The sequence below is a fragment of the Candidatus Woesearchaeota archaeon B3_Woes genome (genome assembly GCA_005222965.1).
Lineage (GTDB): Archaea > Nanobdellota > Nanobdellia > Woesearchaeales > B3-WOES > B3-WOES.
In genome coordinates this window covers 376,521-393,817 of record NJBG01000001.1, presented here as the reverse complement: position 1 = coordinate 393,817, position 17,297 = coordinate 376,521, and the positions used below count along the sequence as shown (strand labels likewise).

Sequence of the window (17,297 nt, the reverse complement as noted above, 5' to 3'; positions counted from 1 at the left end):
GTTATGATTTCTTAGTTCTCAAGAATTTCTTTATAAACTTTTAAATAATTACGAATATTATCTTTAAGTTCAAATCTTTTTAATTCACTTTTGATAATTTGATTGTGATAAATCTTTTCAATCCCTTTTGTAATGCTTTCTGGATTTTTAGGTTTAACTAAGATATATTTACCTGAAATAACTTCTGGTAATGAATCTATATTTGAAATAATCACTGGTTTCCTCATTGCACAAGCTTCTACAGCAGCAAAACCAAACCCTTCTGCCAAACTAGGAACAACCACACAGTCAGATGCTTTAACGTAATTTGGCAATTCTTTGTAACTCACAGGATCATGAATAATAACTTTGTTTTTTATCTTTAATTTTTTAATTAAATTTAATATATCATTATATCTTTTTGAATACGCCTTATCTTTACTCATAATAGCTAATAACTTGGCGTTAGGTATTTTTTTAGATATCAAAGGTACAGCTTTTATTAGATATTCTAGCCCTTTGCTTATCCCAGGTCTTCCGGTAAACATATAAACAAAATTTTTTTCTAAACTCAACTTTTTTCTTAATCTTTTTCTATTATATTTTTTTGGATTCCAATGGTTATAATCAATACCATTGTAAATTACTTTTGTTTTATTTTTGTTTATTCCAATACCTAAGAGTTGATTTTGTGTTGATTTAGAAACACATACATATTTATTAAAATTTAATAAATATATGGGCTTTTCAAGTACATCATGAATCTTTGCATTAAACCAATTAATCTCAGTTAATTTATTCCATTTTTTAATCCAAACTTCATGAATAGTTATTATACATTTCTTTCTTAATAACTTTGAAACAAACCACGCAGGAAAAGCGCCATTAAAAGTTGTGGTATGTATAATATCTGTTTTCTTGCCTAATTTAAAAGATTGTAGGATGGAAAAAAAAGTAAACCAATATCTACTATGAAAACAATTAACTCTATAAATTTTAACACCATTAATTATTTCAAATTTTTTTGTTCCTTTTAATCTATGTGTTACTATAGACACATTATGACCTAATTTAACTAATCCTTCAGTTAGATTTTGAAAAATAATTTCTACCCCTCCAATATGGGGCAAATAATTTTCCAAAATAAAAAGAACATTCATTTTTTATTTTGCTTTTCTATGGCAATCTTTCTCACAATTTTATCAATTCTGTTCTGATTTTTTCTTACAATTGTATAAGTATGAAACATGATTCCAATTAAGAACATAAATCCCATAACTATAAAAAAATCTAACCTTCTACTAAAATTTAAGATACCTTTAATAAAAAAATCAAGGTAGGTTGGAAAAATAACCAACGTTAAAAAAACAACCCACGCACCAAACCAAAATATGCTTTCTTTAGTTGTAAATTCGTTTCTTCTTTGGTGCAAAAAAGTTATGTAAAACATAAACAAAGCAAACAATATTCCAAAAATTTGTATTTGAATAATCATTTTTTTAGCCTCCATAAAAACATATTAAAAACAATTTTAATACCATCAAAAATTGTTGTTCCTTTGTATCTATCTGAGTATATTGTTTGGATTGGAATCTCTTTATATTTTAAATTTCTTTTACCAATATTAGCAATCATTTCTGATTCCATACTATAACCATTAGATCTCCATCTTGCTTTTTTGTAGGCTTTTGCTCTCAAGGCCCTATACCCACATTGTGTATCTCTAAGATTTACTCCATAAAGCAGTTTTGTTATAAAGTTTATAGAGTTGTTTCCAAATTTTAAAATAAAAGGCATTTTTTTATTAAATTTCCTATAACCAAACACAATATCTACTTCTTCTAGTGCTTTTAAAAACTTATGAATTTCAGAAGAATCATGTTGTCCATCAGAATCCATTAAAATAATCTTTTTTGCACCTTTTTTTAAAGCAAAATCACAACCAGTTTTGGCAGCAGCACCTTTTCCAAGATTAATTATATGTTTTAAAACTATAATGTTAGTTTTTTTGGCAACTTTAAATGTATCATCTTTGCTACCATCATCAACTACAAGAATATTAGAACAATATTTTTTGGTTTTTTTGATTACATCTAATATGTGTTTGCTTTCATTATATGCTGGAATAACTACCCATACATTTTTATCAATCATTTTATGATATATCTATTACTTTTAATTCTTCTAGAATATTTGTTTCGCCTTCTTCCCAACCCACTTTCCATACTTGTATTCTTCCTCCAGTTATCTGTCTTTTATCAGATAAAATTTTAAAATGTTTTAACCCATGACCGTCAAAGAAAAATAGTCTTGTGAACATGCTTCCTGCCAATTTTGGGTCCATTATTATGCTTTTTCCATTAGGTAATAATGCTGCAGAGTAACGGGCGGTTTCTCCTTCAAACATCTTTACTTCAAATTCTTTTTTGTTATTAATAAAAGCTAAAGAATTTAACAAAATCTTTCCTTGTTGGGTTGAAATATATGCTTCCATATTAACGAGATTAACTTCTAAACCATTTCCACATTTAAGCAAATTATCTTTTTCATTACATGAATTTAAACCAGAAAGATAGCCAGGCCAGCCACTTACCCATCTGTCCGCTTTATTATTTTGTATTTCATAATAAATATTGTCTGCTTCGTCTTCATTTAGATTAAACTCTTCTTTTAAAATTTTAATACCTTCATTATAATCCAATTCGTGAACTGTCTTCCACATTTTAGCTCTTTTAAAATCCCAACTTCCAAAATGTCCCCAAACACCAGCTTTTCCAATCATATCCTCTGAAGTTATATAATATTGATCAATTAAATCATCACAATGGGTTACTTTAATAATATCTTCTATAGCTTTATCAGACAAATTTTCTTTTTTTAATGTCAATATAGTCTGTTTTTTATCTTGGAGTATTATTTTATTCAAAATATCAATTGATTTTATAGTATTATTTTCAAAATATTTTTCTAAAATATGTGGTGCTTTTTCTTGTCCACAGTTTAACATCTTAAGAATTCCAACAGATTCATCCTCATCAGAAGTTAATAAACTCTTTCCAACCCAATGGATTCTCTCTCCTTGATCTGCTCCATCAAAAGTAACTCTTCTTTCACTAATTGAGTAAAACCAATGACCAAAATCCCACCACGAAGTTATAATAGCATCTTCTGAATTTTCTTTTATTGCTATTAAACTATCATACCATTCATCATTCATACTTGGAATTTCATTAAGAGCAGTTCTATGAGCTGCTTGTATTGGAGAAATTAATAGTAAGAGAAGAGAAGCAATTATAATGAAATGTGATATATATTTATTAACATGCAAACCCTTAGATAACCATCTACTTAAATAATTGTATATGACACCTATTGAAACACCAAAAGCAATTGCAAATGCAGGAACCATTAAAATTGCAAACCTTACTCCTTTTGTAAATCCATAAAGAGTTCCAATAAACCATATAGTTAAGAAAATTGCATATTTTACATCCCTCTTATTTTCATTATTTTTTATAAGTACGGTTAAGATAATACCAATTATTGCTATAGAAAATAATAATTGTCCACCCATTTGTGATATTATTGCTCCAAATCTTGTTTTATTGAACTCAGCTACTGTTGTTAATACATTAGGCCAAATTGTTGTTATAGCAACCTCTTTTAATTTTATAACACTTAATGGGCCTCTAAAAGGCATTACAAAAGAATTGAATCCTTTAAATAAAGATACAAATATAGCAGAGGTAATAAAAAAAGATCCACCAATAATTATTGAATTTTTAATCACAGGAATATTTAAATATTTAACAAATCCATTTTTAATGTGTTTTATATTTAAAATAAATTGATATATTAAATATATACCTGTTGTAACCAACACAAAATCAAAGACATACCACCAACCACCCCATGCAGTGCTGTACAATCCAGTTAATAACCCTCCAATAGATATAAATTTAACGGATTTTTTTAAATCTTTTTCTTCAAAAGCTTCAATAAACATCCATAATATAAATAATGGAAAAAAGATATTATAAGAGTCTGTATCAGAAAATCCAGCAGGTGTTCTGCTTAATAAAGAAGAATTAATTGCAACAATCATTGCTGCAAAAAACCCACCCAGATTTCCTCCAACTCTTTTTCCAATAAAAAAAGCAGGAATAATGGACAAACCAATTAAGATAACTGGCATGATAAATATAACACCCATCAAAGAAACATTTTTATTAAAAAAATGTAGGAATTTATATAACCAAGCACCAATTAAAGGATGAAATTTTATTGAGGTTGGATTCATATCTTCTCTTCCATTTCTGAGACTAAATATTTTCTCTCCATTTTCATTATAACTATCTCCAAATTGTCCATGATTTATGTAATTTCTTGCTGAAGCATACCAATAATATGGATCAATAGCTAATAAATATGTTTGTCCAGCATCATCTTGCATTTTTGCTTTAAAATAATCAGAAGTAGCTCTTATTTGATCATTTATTTGTTGTTTCTCTTGTTCAAGAACTTTTTTGAATTGAGATTCAACTAACATATTTTTGTTTGCATCTGGTAAATTAGGATATTGCTGATTAATTTGATTTTTAATATTGGCTTTTACACTATTATGTACAGAACTTGTTGCCCAATTATCTGTTGCTGGTAAATAAACAGGATACATTCTAAAAAAAGTTGAAAAGAATACAGCAATTAAAATTAATAATACTGGAATGATGTATTTATTTTTCTTGAAGAAATTTATAAAGTTTTTCCAATCAATAGAAATTTCATCTTCAGAAGATTCTTTATCTGTTGATTTTTTTGAACCTTTCTTTACTTTTTCTTTTTTTCTTTTAAAAAAATCTTTAATTTTTGAAAAATCAATACTAATCTCTTCGTCATCACTTTCCTCTTTCTCCTCTTCATAAGTTTGTTTTGATTCCTTTTCTAATTCTTCTTTAGTTTCTGTAATTCCTTCTTCTATTTCTTCAACTTTTTCCTCTGCTTCTTCAATTTTGTCTTTCTTCTTCTTTTGAAAAAAGTTTTTAACTTTAGAAAAATCAATAGAAATCTCATCATCTGAATCTTGAGATTCATCAACATCTATACTTAGATATTCTTTATCCTCTTTCTTTTTGGTTTCTTCCATATCCCCCTTATACATAAGTTATTTAGATTGTTTTAAAAACTTTATGATTTCATATCAAATGCTTAGCAAAATATAATAAACTTGGTTTTTTCATAAGTAGCTTAGTAATCATAACAGATATATTATCTCTATCATTGTTTTCCAAAACATCTTTATTTATTTCCTTTACTAATTTATTCCAATCTTTTTCTTTGAATTTGTCCATCATCTTTCGTGATTTATAGTGAGCGTAAAGTTCTTTTCCAAGCAGTTTTCTCCATTCTATTCCATATTTTTTATTATTTTTTATGGAATCAACAAGAGCTTTTGATGCTATTAGGCTTTGTATAATCCCTCCCCCTGTTGTGGCTTTGACTTGACAAGCAGCATCACCTACTAAATATATATTATCTTTTTGCGTTTTTATCCATGGATTGTGTTGGGGAATGATGCCTCCTTGGTGTTCAATTATGTCTTTTTGTTTGATTTTCTTAAATTTGAATAAAAAATTCTTAAACAAAACATTTGTGTATCTTTGTGATACTAACCCAACTCTTGCTACATCTTTATTTTCAGGAACAACCCACGCATATGTCCCAAAATAGGGATAGAATTCAATCATGTTATTGTTTTTGAGATTTACTCTTGCTTGGATACCTTGCCAAAACTCTCTTTTTTTGTACAAGTTGTTTGATTTTGCCACTTGGCTTAATGGTCCATCAGCACCAATTAAATAATCAAATTTTATCTTTTTTATTCTGTTATTATTTTTAATTGCAACATAATTATTTTTGTTAGTAATAAACTTACTATTTAAAAAAAATTTAGCACCTTGTTTTTTTGCCATATCTGCAATTTGGTTGTCAAATTTATTCCTATCAATAACTAAATTTTTTTCTTTTAGGTTTACTTCAATAAACTTTTTGTTAGGAGAAAAGATTCTTGCTTTGTTTATTTTATTGACTACAACATCTTTTTTTAGTTTAATCATACTCTCTAATAAACTAGTAGTTACTCCTGCACATTGGATTGGCAAACCTATTTTTTTGTGCTCTTCAAAAACATTCACTTCTCTGCCTTTTTTAGAGAGAAGATAAGCTGTATAGCTTCCAGCAGGACCAGCCCCTATTATATTAATCATATCTTAAATGTGATATCTTTAGTATTTATATGTGTTACTTTTAATTTAGATAAATTATTTTATAATTCCGAAACTTTTATATATAAGTAGTTATTACTCTTTGATAGTCATTATAATTAACTACTCTACAATGTGTATAAACGAAAAGTTTATATATGGGTAATATAATAATGATTTATATCCAATTGAGATTAAACAATTTTTTGGGGGCAAAAACAAAATGAAAACAAAATTAAGTGGTTTATTGACCATATTTTTAATAGGAATTCTTACTGTTTGTGGAGTAGCTAGTGCTACTATAACAATAAATGATGTTCTATTAGATAGTAACCATCTAGGAGATGGTACAAACACGATTAGTGGTATAGAAAGAGGAGACGAATACCAAGTAAAAGTAAGAGCCACATCTAATACAGACTTAAATGATGTACAAATTGAAGCATATATAAGGGGATATGATCATGATGACAGAATTGAAGATATAACTGATGTGTTTGATATGAAAGCAAATGTTACATATACTAAAAAACTCACTTTAAGTTTGCCCCAAAGAATGGATCAAGACAGATACAAATTAAGAGTTAGAGTTGAAGGAAGAGGTGGAGAACCAACTTACAATGATTATGATTTAGAAGTTGATACAGGAAGACATAATTTAGTGATAAAAGATGTTGTATTTAGTCCTGAAGGATCTGTTAAAGCAGGAAGAGCTTTGCTCGCTTCTGTTAGACTGAAGAATTATGGAGAAAAAGACGAAGAAGGCATTAAAGTTAAGGTAAGTGTACCTGACTTAGGAGTAAGCGCTTCTGATTATATTGATGAGTTAGAAGCAGATGAATCAACAACTAGTGAAGAAATTTATTTAAGAGTTCCAAGTTGTGCAGCTGAAGGTACTTATGATGTTAAAGTTGAAGTAACATATGATGATGCTGATGAAAAAGAAATAGAGATGGCAGAAATGAAAGTTATCTCTGGTGAATCATGCGAAGTAGGAGTCTCTGATTCAGGTGTAAAACCTACAATTACTTATGATTCAAGTGCACAAGAAGTAACAAAAGAAGGAGCAATCTATACTTTAACAATATCAAACCCAACTAACTCAGCAAAAACAGTTACAGTTGGAGTTAACGGAGTTGATGTATTTGGAAGTGTAAGAGTAAGTCCAAGTAATGTCTTTGTTCTTGGAGCTGGAGAAACCAAAACTGTTTATCTTTATGTAACTGCTAATAAAGATGCAGTAGCAGGTCAACACAGTTTTAGTGCAACAGTTTCAGGTTTAGGAACAACAACACAAGAAATATTATTAACAGCAAACATTATTACATCAGCTGGTCTTGGTAGTGTTAAAAAAGCTTTAGAAGTTGGTTTAGTCGTCTTAGTTGTTGTCTTAGTTGTTGTAGGTTTGATAATAGGATTTAGAAAACTTAATAGCGATGAAGACGATATGGAAGAAGAAGGAAAAACCTATTACTAACTTTTTTAAATATTTCTTTTCTTTTTACATTGTGTTTTTTATAATCACCGGAGGATACAGCAATAAAGAGGTATTTTAATGATAAAGAATAAAATAATAACATTAATATTAATGACTTTTTTTATATTCTTTATGTTTTCTAATTTTGCTTTTGGTCTTGTTGAAAACTTTCAGTTTACAGAACCTGAATCTGTAAGTGTTTATGAGTGTGTGGTTTCTGAAGGCAGCACTATAACGGTTACAAATACAGGAGAAATTTCCAGTAGTTATACATTAAATGTAAAAGGTTCTGCTGTTAAGTTTTTGTCTTTAGGACCTTGGTCTTTTGTGCTTGAACCTGGTCAATCACAAGATATTATTACTTCTTTTAGTGTTCCTTGTGGTAAAAAAGGGAATTATGATCTAAAACTTCATATAAATACTGCTTTAAACTTAGAAAAAACTTTAAAACAAAAAATTGTTGTTGAAAAACCACAAAATATAGAAGTTTTACCTGTTGAATTTAGTAAAAGAATCAAACCATGTAGCACAGCTTCTTATCAATTTAATCTAAAGAATACAGGAGATTTTGATGAAACATATAGTTTAAAATTTGAAAAACCATTTGGCTTGTATGCTAATGTAAGTTTTAATAATGTAGTGTTAAGGTCTAGTCAAGAAATTCCTTTTTATATTGATATAACTCCTCCTTGTAATTTTTATGGCAATTATACTATTCCTTTTAGTGTTAAGACTTTAAATACAAAATTATATGCTAAAACATTTGCTTATTTAAATATAGATAGAGCTTATGATTATAGTTTAAGATTAGGAGAGATTGGAGATAAATTTATAGAACATGATGAAGGAGAAATATACTCTTTATGTACAAATTCTGAAGAAACAATTCCATTGAAATTAAAGAATAATGCAAATTTTGCTAATGTATATAATCTAAATCTAAAATCTCCAAGATGGGTAAAATTATCAAATAATCAGATTAAATTAAATAAATATCAGGAAAAAACTGTTCAAATCAGTATCAATACATCAAATGTAGAAGGAGATTTTAATGTTATTCTTAATATTATAAGCGAGTTAGGAGAGATACAAAAAACAGAAAATATTACCTTGAGTGTTGATAATTGTTATAAACCTTATATATCGACTTTAGATAATAAAAAAGAGTTTGTTTTAGATTATAACAGTGTGAAAACCCTTTTAAATGTTGAGAATAAAGGTAGTAAAACAGCAAAGTATGATATATCCCTAGATGCTGAAGACTGGTTAAGTCTTGAAACATCTTCTTTAAGTGTTGTTTCTGGCAAGACAGGAATAATTAATTTGGTTTCTGTTCCTACAAATACCACTTCTAGAGGGAATTATAAAGCAAATATGCAAATAAAGGTTAGTGGAACTAATGTTGTTTATGAAGAATCATTAGGAATAACTTTAGTTACAATGAATTTCTTTGATGGGTTTTATTATAGTTATGTTGCTCCTTATTTATTATATCTGGCTGTTGGTATTTTTTTATTAATATTAATTTTAGCTATCTTCATTCATGTTATCAAAAAATATAAGAGAAAGATTAGAACTAAAATAAAAAAGATTAAAATAAGCAAAAAGAAAATAGTTTTTGGTATATTGGTCTTGTTGTTAGTTATTTTAGCTATTCTTGCTTTGTTGTTTAGAAATAAATTGTTGTTTATTATTCTAAAATTAAAATGGGTTATCTCATTTATTAAGAATTTTTTAGTTAGTTATTGGATTTATTTTGCAATAGGTTTTGGGATATTGTTATTATTAATTATACTTTTACTTATCATTAAAAAATTAAAGAAAAGAGAGACCAAAACAAAAAAAGTTTCTAAAGTTGCAAAAAAACCAATTAAATTAAAAGTTAAAAAAGAGATCCTACAAGTTTTATTAATTCTTATAGCTTTAGTTGTTCTTGGTTTTCTTGTTTACTATTTTATTTTAGGAGATTTGCTTGTTGATACTGGAGAGAACATTACAGAAAATGTAACTGATAAATTGTCTGAAAAACCAATAAATGTAACAGTAGAACCTTCTGTGGTTTTAACTTTTGCTAGCAGTTTATGGGATTTTTTTGTGATTAATGTTAATTATGTTCTTTATGTTATTGCAGGTCTAGTTATCTTATTATTTTTATTTATTCTCTCAAAAAAAATAAAAAAGCGTAATATGACATATTTTGAAATAAGTTCTGCAAATCGAGAAATTATATTAACAAACAAGAGAATTGCTTGTGGTGAGGTAATAATAAAGCTTAGAAAAACTGTTTCAAATGTTAAGTTATTGTTGAAAAAGCTAAAAAAACCAACTTTTATTAAAGCAGCAGATTTAGTTTATGAATATTTTGAATTTACACAAAACAATCTTGAAACTTCAGATATAAATGAAATAGTAATAAGATTTAGAGTTAAAAAATCTTGGTTAAAGAAAAACAATGTTAAGCAAAGCAATATTTCACTTAGAAAATATCATCACCAATGGGAAGGGGTTAACACAAAACAGATAAACGAAGATAAGAATTATTATTATTATGAATCAATAATAAAACATTTGAGTTATTTTGCTATTGTTGCTAGAAAAACAGAATATGTTAAAGTTGAAAAGAAAATAATTACAACTGAAAAAATCAAATTTACTAAATATAAATTTAAAAAGATATTTTGGTTTCTTATTGTTTTCTTAATACTGGTAATCATTGCTCTTTGGGGATATTATTTATGGAAAAACATTCTTAATTTTTTAACTTCGTATAAATGGTATATTTTAGGGGGAATTATTTTATTGTTTTTGATAATTATAGATATTTTATCTATGAAATGGCTTAAGAAAAAGAGAAAAGGAAAAGCAAGGAAAAAAATAAGTCAAAAAACAAAGAAGACCCTCCTTAGTGTTTTATTGTTTGTTATTCTTCTTGGAATAATCACTGCTGGGTATGTTTATTTACAGTCTGCTTTTGAGTTTGAGAAAGGAGGAGATAATGAAACAATTGTTGTAGATGAAATAATTGAAAATAAAACAGTTGTAGCTGTTGAAGAAGAGATGGGGATTATTGTTGAAGAATCTTTTGGCATTCCTGATCAAAAATGGGATGAAGACACAAAACAAATTATCAATTTGACTAAATATTTTTTAGATCCAGATATGGATGAATTATACTATACAACTACAGAATTACAAAATATCAGAATTGTTTATGAAGAAGGCAATGCTATTTTAATACCTAAAAGAAACTGGTATGGTTCTGAATTTGTTATATTTACTGCAAATGATATGAAAGGAGGAAAGGTTGACAGTAATCTTATTAAATTAACTGTTAGAGATACACCAGAAACAAACATATTTGCCAGATTATGGGCTTATATTTCAAAATAGCAATAATATCAATTCATTTATGAATCCTGCTAAAAATAACAAAATTATAATTGTTCCCAATATTTTGCTGAATTTGAGACTGTATTCTGGTTTTCTATCTCCTTTCTTTCTCGTTTTCCAGAATATTAATACAAACATAATTCCTGAGAGAGGATAGATAAAAGATCCAATTATATTAAGAACATTATAAAATGCATTGTTTATTTTTAATATGATGATGATTAGTGCGATTATGAATGGAAAAATGCAAGCCAATAAAGAGGATTTTAGATTATTCTTTCTATAATCAAATTTGAAAATTTCCTTTATTGCTAAACCTATTGCTAAAAAAGATGTTGACATAGTCAGTATACCCAAAAGACCTCCTAATAACAACATCTTGTATCCTAAAACATTACCTAGACCAATGATTGCACCGTCTGTTGTTGATTGGCCTGTTACACCAACAACAAATAAAGGAAATATCATATAAGCTAATGCAGATAGAGAGGTACCTAATATTATAGCGGGCTTCATTAGTTTTTCATTTTTCTTTAGTTCTTCTCTCATTTCAGGAATTGCTCCTGCTGCTCCAAATGCAAAAAGCACTATTCCAAACGGAAACCAGAATTCCTCTAAGTTAAATTTTGTGAGATTATGTTGATCTATTGAAGGCATGGAAAAAATCCCAATTAGAATGAAAATAATAATAATAAATAGAATCATCCAAAATTCGCTTTTTTCTATAATAGCAATTCCTTTATGCACAAATAAATATCCAACTAATGCAAAAAGTATTGAGTAATAGATTGGACTTATGTTTATTATTGGGGATATTAGAGCAGATAGAAATTCCCCTATTTTTATTGTATAGGCAATTATAGCGCCATACCATCCAATTAAGATGAGATAAAACAAAGTTTTTTTCCCTTTTCTTCCTAAATATTTTCCAGCATATCCTGTTATTTGATGACTTCTTTTTGTTCTTAAACTTACTTCTCCGAGCATAAGGTAAAGAATTGTTACTGCGAAACCAATTAGAATCACATTTAGTATGCCTGTTAAAAAACCGGCTTTTGAGAATACATAAGGCAATCCAAGTATTCCTGCACCAACACAAAACCCAACTAATGTTGCAGACGCAATAAATAATTCTTTTTTCATAACACCTCTTAACACTTAAGTGATGTTACTTGTTAATAAATGTTATTAATTTAGATTTTCTTTATTTTAAATCTCTTTAACCTATTCTAACTACCAAATTATGATTTTTCATTTGCCACTTGCCATGGTTGCATCAAATATATAAATGTAAAAATCATTTACATAGTTAGAATATAAAATGGTTTGTGATTTAAAATGAAAATTAAAAATGATATTAAACAAAAAAGAGAAGTAATCAAAAGATACATTCAAAATAATCCAAGTTGTACTTATCGTGAAATTAAAAGGGCAACTAAGTTGAAAGTGGAGAGATATTATAAAAATATGAAAGAAGCATATAAAGATGCTAATATAATTTTTTCTAAAAACTTGATTAAAAGAACCTTAGAAGAACAAAAAGAAGATGTTATTGGTTTCATTAAACTAAATCCATCGTCTAACATAAGCGAAATTCAAAATAAAACTAAAGTTAACGTAATAAGGGCGTTTGGTAGTATCTTAAAAGCTTATAAAGAAGCTGGAATAAAATATCATGAGAAAGACATAACTTCAGGGGTCAGAAATCCTTTTATTGTAAAAAGATGTATTGAGTATGAAAAAAGAGTAATTAACTTATTAAAGAAATTCGGAGATGTCAAACCAAAAATAAGAATTGAAAATAGTATTATAGATTGTTTATTTATTTACAATAATAAAAAGTACATTGTTGAAATAAAAGACTTTAGGGGAAAAAATAATATAACAATGTTTGAATTAAAACAACTATTAAATTATATGAAAATATTAAAAATAAATGATGGTTTATTGATATGTCCGAAAGAAAGTTTCCCTAAAAGGAAAAATAGTTTAAAAAAACAAATTAATGAATTAAAAATTTCAATTTTATCTGATGAAGATATAATCAGCAACCTCCCAGAAAAATTATTAGTTTAATAAATAAAAAGTGGGGATGCTGAGATTCGAACTCAGATCTGCTGGTAAAGCCCTTTGTAAATCATCGGCGTATTGCCTCATCGCTCCACAAAGACTGGAGCCAGCTATGCTAGCCAGGTTGTACGGAAAAATTTCCTTTATACTACATCCCCTTAATAATTATATTTTTTTAAGTATTTATAAAAACTATTGTTTTTTGAAAGAAATATTATCATTCGCTTTTATTTTGTTGTTTTTTATGGTATTCTTTTTAAGTTCGAGAATATATTTTGCTTTATTCTTTGATTTATATGTTTTAAATGGCTTAAAGTTTTGTTTCAATTCAACAACTTTTTTATTTTTATTGAGAAATACTAAATCAATAGGATAAAAAACAAAGAACATGTGAATAAACTCTTTTTTTTCTTTTTTAAACTCAAAAATAATGTTCTTTTGTTTAGAAAACATTAAGCCAATTGCTTGTTTTAAAGGAGATTTTATGATTTTGGCGTTTGTAACTATTGTTTTGTTTTTTATATAAACGTCCATTATACAAGAACCTTCTTATTAAGATAAGCTATATTATTTTTTATTTCTATATCTTCCCTCATTTCTGCGATATATCTATAAAAAGATGCTTTTGAACAATAATTTAATTGATTAACAATATGATATTTAAGATCTGCTAGAGAAGTTGGTTTTATTTTTATTATTTCAATAATCTTTTGTTTAATTAGTGTTTTTTTGTTTTGGTTAAATTTTCTTAAGAATTCAGATTTTAGATTGTCTTTCTTTTTTTGATTTGTAAACTCTGTCAATGCTTCTTTTATTATATCTTTTTGGTTCTTTTGAATATTAGATTCAAGAGAAACTATTCTTTCAGATAGTTCTTTAATTTGTTTTTTTAATTTATCAACTTCCCCCATGAATAATTTAAATAAATTGGTTCCTTATAAATGTTTTGTTTCTGAGACAGTCTTGAGACATTACAAGTATGAGACACCCCATCATTTCTTGTGGAGATTGAGGACACCCCTTGATTTCCTATGGAACTTTTGTGAGACGCATTTGATACAAAAAATTCTTTTTTTATTCAAAAAAAAACATTTATATATAAGAAGATATTAATGAATTTAAAAGGAGGTGTAATAAAATTAAATTCAGATATTTTACATTATTTACTATAATAATATTTCTTTTTGCTTACTTTGTTTATGCTTTGGCTTCTGTTGCTGTTATTTCCCCAATTACTGGACAGAATGTTTCTGGGAATATTCTCTTAAATGCAACTACAGATGCAGCAGCAGTTAATGTAACTTTTAAGTGGATTGATTCTAATGGAAATTATGTTCTAAATACAACTATTTATAATACCACTGGTGGCCAAACCACTTTTGAAAACACTTCTTTTCCTACAACAACCCTTTTAAATGATGGAATTTATAATTTAACCGTTAATGCTACAAATTCCAGTGGTACGATTGTTGGCAATATAAGTGTAACAGGAGTGACTGTTGATAATACACAACCAAATGTTGTTACTATAAATGCACCTTCAACTGGTGCTAATTATAGTGCAAGTATAACATCATCTATTGTCTTAAATGCGACAGTAAATGATACAACTTTAACTGTTGATACTGTTTTTTTCAATATTTCAAATGGAACTGATCCATTTACAACAGGAACTGCTACACAATCAGGAGATTTTTGGAATATAACTCTTGACTTAACAACACTAGCAGAGACAACACACACTATAACTGTTTGGGCAAATGACACAGTTGGAAATATTAATAATTCTGAATCAGTTAGTATCACTATTGATAATACTGCTCCAATAGTAACTTTAGTTAACTCTTCTTTTAATACAACAGATAATACACCTTCAATAACATTTAACTACACTGATGCCTTATTTGCTACTGTAAATTGTAGTTTATACTTTAGTGGAACAAGTTATGGAAGCAACACTTCAACAGCTAATGCTACAGATACTACAATTACAGCAAGTACTGTTCCTGATGGAACTCATACAGTAAATGTTAATTGTACAGATGGATCTGGCAATGAAGGGAATAGCAGTTCTATAACAATTAAAGTTACTACACCATCAACACCATCTTCAAATGGAGGAGGAGGAAATGGAATTAAAAAAGATTTTACTAGAACAGTATCTTTAACAAGCATAGGGGATAAAATAACTAAATTAGAAAGAAACAGCAAACTTGAATTTAAATTAGGGAGAAACCCCCATTCTCTAACTATTAAAAAAGTTTATCCAGACAGAACAAAAATTGATCTGGTAATTGAATCATCTCCAATCTATTTAACATTAATTATTGGAAAACCACAAACAATAGATGTAGGAGAGGACGAATTGCTTTATATTGAATTAGTTTCTATAATGAGTGGTAAGGTAGATATGATAGTTAAGAAAATACCAAAAAAACAAGCACTACAAACAATTACTTTACCTAAAAAAGAAGAAGCAAAAAAGGAAATTGTAGAAGAAACCCTTCCAGAAGTTTCTTTTGATGAAGATATGGAAGAGACAACTCCTTTAATCACAAAAGAAGAAGGAAAATCAATAAAAGAATTAATAATAATATCTATAATCTCTTTGATTATAATTATTAGTTTTATTTCTTATTTTTTTATTAAGAAGAAGAAATTTTTCCCTTTTTCACCTTTCTAATTTTTATTTTATAATAATAGAAGCATAGCCTACTGCACTATTATAGTCTTTTAATATGTCTCCAGAAGTATAATATTTTAGTAGTTCTGCTTTTTTAGCTCCTAAAAGTTTTGATGTTTCAATTAAAGCAGCAATAGGATGTTTACCACAAATAGTTGCTTGTTTTTCTTCTGTGTAATCTAAAAACTTATCTGAATTTAATTTTTCTATAAAGTCTATAGCTCCTTGGTCTAACTTATACATGTTCTCTTTTATGTTATCAGAAAAAGGAACAAAACCATAATTTAGGCCATAGTGTGTGAAGTCTGATGAAGCAATTAAGATGCATGTTTTTTTGGTTTGATCTAATGTTTCTTTAATGTATTGAGCAATTTTTTTTAAGTCTGCGTCATAACTGATAATTATAGGCAATATTTTGAAATCATTGTTTTTATTTACAAATTGTAAAAAGGGTAATTGAACTTCAATAGAATGTTCATTTTGATGCGCGACTTCGTCTATTGGCAAACCCGACATTTCTGAAAGTTTTTCTCCTAATTCTTTGTCTGTTTTTACAATTCCAAAAGGTGTTTCCCAATCTTTTGTACTTATACAACTATTAAAACCAGAATGACTTAACCCAAACAAAATATATACATCAGGAAGTTTAGATTCTCCAATTTCTTTATAAGAAAAGGCCTGGCAAGGTCCTGAAAAAGCGTACCCTGCATGAGGACATACAACACCTATAATATTTTTATCTCTTGTTTTAGAAGGCAAAGAACCAGGACCAAATCTATTTTTGAAACATGATTCAATTTGATTGTTTAGTTTATCAGAATCAGATTCATAGAATTGTCCATCTACAATAGATTGTCTTGTCATGGAATTATTTTTTCTAGTTTAGCAACAGCATGTTTTTGAAAATCTTCAATAGTATAAGCAACAACAACTTTTTCTTTTAATCTACCTGAACTCACATTACACGGAATATTAAAACTTCTTCTATCATTATGTGGTATGTTTTGTTCTGGATTAATAAAACAGGAGTTTAGTGTTATTTGGTTTATTTTTATTGATTTGTTGTTTAAATTTGCTATTTCAATATTTAATTCTTCATTTGTGATGTCAAAATTTCTACATAATAATTCATGACCTTCTATAAACTCACATGTTTCAGCACCTATACTAAAATAATTCCACCACACAAAACCAACAACACCAACTATTATAACTAATATGGCCCACCCATATGTTATAAAGAAATCAATAGATTGAGGAGTTTCTAATTTTTTAATATCTTGTTTTACAATATTAATATCTCTTTTAGCAATTTCTTCTGCTTTTTTAATGCGTCTATCAAACTGTATACTAAATCCTCTTTTTTTATTCTGTACTTTCTTCTTTTTAAACATAACTTAATTTAGAGAAAAGAAGTATATAAAGTTTATGTTAATAT

General features: G+C 27.5%; 14 protein-coding genes. 4 read left to right on the top strand and 10 right to left on the bottom strand.

The genetic code is table 11. The features are described 5' to 3' along the window. Positions 1-11 precede the first annotated feature (11 nt). The 5 genes from CEE44_02110 to CEE44_02090 are packed head-to-tail and all read right to left on the bottom strand — an operon-like array spanning position 12 to position 6,242. A complete protein-coding gene (locus CEE44_02110) occupies positions 12-1,139 on the bottom strand; it encodes a hypothetical protein (GenBank protein TKJ17308.1) in 1,128 nt (375 codons plus the stop codon). Beyond that, positions 1,136-1,489 carry a hypothetical protein gene (locus tag CEE44_02105; protein TKJ17307.1) on the bottom strand — a complete coding sequence of 118 codons (354 nt, stop codon included), beginning with the start codon at positions 1,487-1,489 and terminating at the stop codon, positions 1,136-1,138. Before CEE44_02105 ends, CEE44_02110 begins: the two co-directional genes overlap by 4 nt. Next, positions 1,471-2,133, bottom strand: a complete 663-nt coding sequence (locus CEE44_02100; GenBank protein TKJ17306.1) for a dolichyl-phosphate mannose synthase — start codon at positions 2,131-2,133, stop codon at positions 1,471-1,473. The genes CEE44_02105 and CEE44_02100 overlap by 19 nt, the downstream gene beginning before the upstream one ends. A gap of 1 nt (position 2,134) precedes the next feature. After that, complete coding sequence (locus CEE44_02095) at positions 2,135-5,137, bottom strand: hypothetical protein (GenBank protein ID TKJ17305.1); 3,003 nt, start codon at positions 5,135-5,137, stop codon at positions 2,135-2,137. A gap of 34 nt (positions 5,138-5,171) precedes the next feature. Further along, positions 5,172-6,242, bottom strand: coding sequence for a hypothetical protein (locus CEE44_02090; protein TKJ17304.1), 1,071 nt, complete (start codon positions 6,240-6,242; stop codon positions 5,172-5,174). Between the two features lie 220 nt (positions 6,243-6,462). On the opposite strand from CEE44_02090, the gene CEE44_02085 reads away from it, so the two are divergent. Both CEE44_02085 and CEE44_02080 read left to right on the top strand, forming a co-directional pair. Beyond that, complete coding sequence (locus CEE44_02085; protein TKJ17303.1) at positions 6,463-7,716, top strand: hypothetical protein; 1,254 nt, start codon at positions 6,463-6,465, stop codon at positions 7,714-7,716. A gap of 78 nt (positions 7,717-7,794) precedes the next feature. Next, positions 7,795-11,106, top strand: a complete 3,312-nt coding sequence (locus CEE44_02080) for a hypothetical protein (GenBank protein ID TKJ17302.1) — start codon at positions 7,795-7,797, stop codon at positions 11,104-11,106. Here CEE44_02080 and CEE44_02075 read toward each other — a convergent pair. Beyond that, positions 11,098-12,264, bottom strand: a complete 1,167-nt coding sequence (locus CEE44_02075; protein TKJ17301.1) for a hypothetical protein — start codon at positions 12,262-12,264, stop codon at positions 11,098-11,100. The genes CEE44_02080 and CEE44_02075 overlap by 9 nt on opposite strands. 180 nt (positions 12,265-12,444) lie before the next feature. Between CEE44_02075 and CEE44_02070 the strand changes: the two genes are divergently transcribed. Then, the gene (locus CEE44_02070; GenBank protein ID TKJ17300.1) at positions 12,445-13,182 is read left to right on the top strand and encodes a hypothetical protein; all 738 of its coding nucleotides are present in this window, start codon (positions 12,445-12,447) and stop codon (positions 13,180-13,182) included. A 186-nt stretch (positions 13,183-13,368) separates the two neighbouring features. Here the strand turns inward: CEE44_02070 and CEE44_02065 are convergent, their stop codons facing one another. Continuing rightward, complete coding sequence (locus CEE44_02065) at positions 13,369-13,710, bottom strand: hypothetical protein (GenBank protein TKJ17299.1); 342 nt, start codon at positions 13,708-13,710, stop codon at positions 13,369-13,371. Next, positions 13,710-14,087 carry a hypothetical protein gene (locus CEE44_02060; GenBank protein TKJ17298.1) on the bottom strand — a complete coding sequence of 126 codons (378 nt, stop codon included), beginning with the start codon at positions 14,085-14,087 and terminating at the stop codon, positions 13,710-13,712. The genes CEE44_02065 and CEE44_02060 overlap by 1 nt, the downstream gene beginning before the upstream one ends. Positions 14,088-14,380: 293 nt before the next feature. On the opposite strand from CEE44_02060, the gene CEE44_02055 reads away from it, so the two are divergent. Continuing rightward, positions 14,381-15,859, top strand: coding sequence for a hypothetical protein (locus CEE44_02055; protein TKJ17297.1), 1,479 nt, complete (start codon positions 14,381-14,383; stop codon positions 15,857-15,859). A gap of 3 nt (positions 15,860-15,862) precedes the next feature. On the opposite strand, the gene amrB is transcribed toward CEE44_02055, so the two are convergent. Both amrB and CEE44_02045 read right to left on the bottom strand, forming a co-directional pair. After that, the gene (gene amrB / locus CEE44_02050; protein ID TKJ17296.1) at positions 15,863-16,723 is read right to left on the bottom strand and encodes an AmmeMemoRadiSam system protein B; all 861 of its coding nucleotides are present in this window, start codon (positions 16,721-16,723) and stop codon (positions 15,863-15,865) included. Further along, positions 16,720-17,253 carry a hypothetical protein gene (locus CEE44_02045; protein ID TKJ17295.1) on the bottom strand — a complete coding sequence of 178 codons (534 nt, stop codon included), beginning with the start codon at positions 17,251-17,253 and terminating at the stop codon, positions 16,720-16,722. The genes amrB and CEE44_02045 overlap by 4 nt, the downstream gene beginning before the upstream one ends. Positions 17,254-17,297: the final 44 nt, after the last annotated feature.